The organism is Pseudoalteromonas sp. MelDa3 (genome assembly GCF_002863625.1).
GTDB lineage: Bacteria > Pseudomonadota > Gammaproteobacteria > Enterobacterales > Alteromonadaceae > Pseudoalteromonas > Pseudoalteromonas arctica.
This window is the reverse complement of record NZ_PJBR01000158.1, coordinates 1-4,359: the sequence shown is the minus strand read 5'-3', so window position 1 is coordinate 4,359 and position 4,359 is coordinate 1. Positions and strand designations below refer to the sequence as shown.

5 protein-coding genes and 1 pseudogene are annotated in these 4,359 nt (G+C 37.9%); 4 read left to right on the top strand and 2 right to left on the bottom strand.

Translation table 11 applies throughout. The features are described from left to right. The coding region (locus CXF89_RS18505; RefSeq protein WP_121955421.1) for a hypothetical protein at positions 1-423 on the top strand (423 nt) is incomplete at its 5' end. A gap of 12 nt (positions 424-435) precedes the next feature. Here the strand turns inward: CXF89_RS18505 and icd are convergent. Then, positions 436-1,704: an NADP-dependent isocitrate dehydrogenase gene (gene icd, locus CXF89_RS18500; protein ID WP_121955420.1), complete on the bottom strand. Its 1,269-nt coding sequence runs from the start codon at positions 1,702-1,704 to the stop codon at positions 436-438. A gap of 187 nt (positions 1,705-1,891) precedes the next feature. Between icd and CXF89_RS18495 the strand changes: the two genes are divergently transcribed. Further along, complete coding sequence (locus tag CXF89_RS18495) at positions 1,892-2,695, top strand: M61 family metallopeptidase (RefSeq protein ID WP_121955419.1); 804 nt, start codon at positions 1,892-1,894, stop codon at positions 2,693-2,695. Here CXF89_RS18495 and CXF89_RS18490 read toward each other — a convergent pair. After that, on the bottom strand, positions 2,692-3,243 hold the full coding sequence (locus tag CXF89_RS18490; RefSeq protein ID WP_024604154.1) for a hypothetical protein: 552 nt from the start codon (positions 3,241-3,243) through the stop codon (positions 2,692-2,694). The two genes, CXF89_RS18495 and CXF89_RS18490, sit on opposite strands and share 4 nt — an antisense overlap. A gap of 370 nt (positions 3,244-3,613) precedes the next feature. Between CXF89_RS18490 and CXF89_RS21250 the strand changes: the two genes are divergently transcribed. Together CXF89_RS21250 and CXF89_RS18485 are read left to right on the top strand one after the other, a co-directional pair. Further along, a complete protein-coding gene (locus tag CXF89_RS21250; protein WP_002961566.1) occupies positions 3,614-3,781 on the top strand; it encodes a hypothetical protein in 168 nt (55 codons plus the stop codon). Positions 3,782-3,920: 139 nt separating this feature from the next. Next, positions 3,921-4,359 (top strand): annotated as a pseudogene (locus tag CXF89_RS18485) (hypothetical protein); the annotation flags it as partial.

Genomic DNA, 4,359 nt, shown 5'->3' with positions numbered 1-4,359 from the left:
GCTTCTTTCACACGCCAAGACGGATTATTCATCGATGCTAACTTGCATCAGTTCATTGAAGAGCAGTTATGCACTAAGGCTAAAACCACTGAAACTTACCAAGCGTTAGCTACTTTAGTTGACGAGTTTGGTTGTAAATGCCGTAAAACAAAGCATCAACCAGATGATGTATTAGAAGTTGATACATTATTAAATGCATACCAACTTAAAAATCATCCACTTTGCCATGTTGATGCACAAACTACGGAAGCCGTTTTAGACGAGTATTGCTGCCAGGTTCCTGCAATTATTGTTGTTGCGTTAATGGATACGCTTAGTGGTACACAGTGCGATGAACCCCAAGCACATGAGATTTACCATCGTGCAGCGCAGTTAACCAACCGCCCTTGTATGCACAGAGTAAAAACTGCCTCAGCAGCTTAATAATGGATGTATTTAAAAGTGCTCGATAACCTTCTTTGCAAAGCCAGTACAAGTTAAGGTTGTCGAGTTATGAATACTTGAGTTATCGCTCTGCTCTTGCGCTAAATCAAAGGTTACTTCACCGCTTTTAAATGTTTGCTCTAACGCATTTTCTATGAGTAATGCGCCCTCGTCCCACCCCATAAATTTAAGCATTAATACCGCACTTAAAATACTACTACTGGGGTTTGCTTTATTTTGCCCTGCTATACGTTCAAACGTGCCATGTGTAGGCTCAAAAAATGCGACATCGTTATTTAAATTTGCAGCGGGCATTATGCCAACACCACCAACTTGTGCACTGAGCATATCTGCTAAAAAGTCGCCATTTTGGTTAGTCGTCACCACTACATCAAATTGCTCTGGATGCATTAAACATTGTTGCAGCATGTTGTCAGCTATGACTTCTTTAATAATTAAGGGCGCTTGGTGTGCTCGCTCTATTTGCAACCAACGCCCATTTTCATGTGCAGTGGCATTAAACTCGTTTTGTGCAAGTGCAAACCCCCAACGCTTAAATGCACCATCGGTAAATTTAAGTACATTACCTTTGTGCACTAGCGTTAATGATTCACTATTGTTTTTAAGTGCATAGTTAATTGCAAAGCGCATTAGTCGCTCAGAGCCTTCTTTAGATATATTTTTAATACCAATTCCGCACTCTTGTGAAAACCTTAGGCGGGTTACGCCCATTTCCTCACATAAAAAATCGAGCATTTTTTCGCTCTCTACACTGCCTGCTTGCCACTCAATACCTGAGTACACGTCTTCGCTACTATCACGAAGCACTGTTATGTTTGTTAAAAAAGGGTTTTTTAAAGGAGAAGGGAGTGCACTAAAACCTTTTATAGTGCGCATATTTACAAACAAATCCATTTCTTGCCTGAGTGCAACATTAAGAGATCGAAAACCACCACCCAGTGGTGTGGTTAACGGCCCTTTTATGGCAATTTTACAGGCACGTACCGCGTTAATTGTTTCTTGTGGAAACCAATCACCGTCGTACAGCTTTGCGGCCTGCTCGCCATTATAAACCTGCATCCAATGAATTTTCCGTGCGCTTTTATAACAATGCTCAATTGCACTATCAACGACATGGCGCATTACCGGCATAACATCTAGCCCCACGCCATCGCCATCAATGAAGGCAATGATAGGTTCTAACGGTATTTGCCAGTGTCCTTGTGCATCAATAGTGATATTTTGGCCGTGCTCAGGAACTTGAATATGCTGATACGTCATGGCTAAACCTAACTTAAAATAACGATTAATTGATTAAACCATGCTTAGCTAGGAGTGTCTGTATTTGTACTTTTATAGTTACTATCATTTTAAAAAATAAAGAATTAGGCGTGATTATTTATCCATTTAGTTAGTCTTGTATATTAGAATTTTCGTACCAGTTATTAAATTACAGTGGAGCATTTTAATGAAATTTTTTTTTGTACTGCTACTATTAATCAGCTCTTTTAACGCATTAGCCGTTGAAGTAGCCATACATAACCTTAGCTCGCTCTCAAGTAATGCTCAAAATACGGTGTCTATATGGGTTAATCAAAGTGTTGAAAAAACACAAAATACACTGGGACCTTTAAAACAAACCACATTGCCTATTTATTTAAAACCGCAATACTTTGCTTTTGAGCCTGTACCTTGGGCTACAGTTAAGCGCAATAACCCCGATGGGCTTGAACTACATATAGATCGCTATGCCAGTTTAAATGCATTCACTAAAGATTGGACGCTATACCATGAACTTTCGCATTTATATTTGCCGCTACTTCCCTACTCCGGTTTTTGGCTTAGCGAGGGTTTTGCCAGTTATATGCAAAACGTAATAATGCGTGACAGCGGTATAATTACCCAGCCGCAATTTGTACAACGTTTAAATGCAGGATTTGATCGTGCCCGCCTGCAAACTAAAACTAAAACACAGCCACTTGATAAGCTCTCTGCCGATATGTGGAAACAACGAGCCCAGCAACGTGTTTATTGGACGGGTGCGGCTTTTTTTGCACAGGCCGATTTGGAGCTACAAAAACAAGGTTTATCTGTCGCGGGTATAATAAAACAGTATCAAGTATGCTGTAGACCCGTTCGTTCTAGTGCGAAAACCTTTATAAAAGAGTTAGATAAGCTATCCGGTAGTAGCGTTTTTACAACGCTGTATGCAAAATATAATACCCGCACCGATTTTCCTGATATTAGTAAAGAGCAGCTAAACACGCTTTAACGGCTGCTCTGTTTTATATAGTTACTATATTCAACAAGCCCTTGCGCGTTAAAATTGGTTGAGTACTCGTTCATAAAACCATGCAAAAAATTGGTTTTATAGCACTTAACATTCGCTTTGGTGCTTAAAGCTTTAATAACTTCATCAACATTAAAGTGACTCTCACTTGCTGGAAATATGAACTCACAGGGTACTTTTGCGCTTAAATTTAAATTATGTCTAATTTGCGACGGGTAAAAGCCAATTAACTTTTTAAGGTGTGTATTGCCTGTTAATAACTGTGCCCGCCATGCTGCACTTGCCCCTGCACTAAAAGCAATACACGTCGTTGGCAGTTTTAAACTCTCAAAGCATTTTTGAAGTTTGTCGGTGTATTTATCATGGCCACACTGCTGTATAAAATTGTTGTAACTATCTTGTTCACTTTCAATAGCTTGATACTTGTTATTGTAAGGGTCAACAATCACTAAATTTGAACTAATTGCGTGTGATAACCTCCTTAAAGCAGGGGTTAAACCATAAATATCACTCACTATTAGGTAATTCATACTTATCCTTTGGTAACTAAAAATGGGCTTTGTAAGCAGTTGATAAGATTTATTATAAATATTTTTACAAAAATAGCTTGCGCACAATTTATATATAAGTTACCTTCCCTCTCTGGTTTAAAGAAACCGCCGCGGTTAACCATTTACCCTGATCCAGTAAGCCCCGCAAAACGTATATTTGAAAGCTAAGTTATTGTACGGCGAGAACCCCTTGAATAATACCGAGATGATTTTTTACTATCATCGCAAAAGTGTCATAAAGATCGTCAACACTGTAATGAAGCTAAACACAACATCGTTAATTTATTAACTGCAATTTGCTATAAAAATATAGCGCAGAATAAATAACAAGAATAAAGTGAGTTTTATTATGTCTTATAAATATAATGGGTCTATGATCCAAATCGCACATCCAGTGCAATCAATTTCAGTAAACAAACATCGTGTAATCTTTAGTGATACACAAGGTTTAAAAAATGCATTGTTTCAAAAAGCGAGTGATGCACGCCAGTTTGTTAAGTGGCTAAAAGCTAACTAAGCAACACATAACTTTAATTGCCCTTTTATTATTGCAATTATTGATAAGATATTATGCCAGCCTCGTTGCTGGCATTTTACTTTTTAGCTCTTTATTGGTTACAATAGTTTTACAATAATAATTACTGGCAGCTGTTGTAATGCTCCGTATATTTTTAACTTTCTTACTTTTTTTCTGTCTGAGCTCAATAGGCAATGCTAGAACCATAAACTGGCTAGCGCACGACTTTGCACCCTATTATATTTTAAATGGTCAATATCAACACCAAGGCCGTGACGAAAGCATAATTTCATTACTTGAAAAACAACTTCCTAATATTACCTTTAACCGCATGCTTATCCCTTCAGGTAAAGTAATCCAAGAGCTATCTAATACTTCAAATAATGTTTGTGCGTTATCGCTTTATAAAAATGATTACAGAAAAGAGCATATTTATTTTACAGAGGAGAGCTCAACAACGGGCCTCTCGCCTTCAATAGCAACGCACAAAAGACTCGCCAAAGCGCTAAATATAGCGGAATCAAAAGAAGTATCACTATTAGATTTAATACAAGATAAAAAACTAACTCTTGGGATCT

What these genes read in the sequence shown, in the direction of transcription:
- icd (WP_121955420.1), bottom strand. Translation starts at nt 1,704, where the DNA reads ATGACGTATCAGCATATTCAAGTTCCTGAGCACGGCCAAAATATCACT.
- CXF89_RS18495 (WP_121955419.1), top strand. Translation starts at nt 1,892, where the DNA reads ATGAAATTTTTTTTTGTACTGCTACTATTAATCAGCTCTTTTAACGCA.
- CXF89_RS18490 (WP_024604154.1), bottom strand. Translation starts at nt 3,243, where the DNA reads ATGAATTACCTAATAGTGAGTGATATTTATGGTTTAACCCCTGCTTTA.
- CXF89_RS21250 (WP_002961566.1), top strand. Translation starts at nt 3,614, where the DNA reads ATGTCTTATAAATATAATGGGTCTATGATCCAAATCGCACATCCAGTG.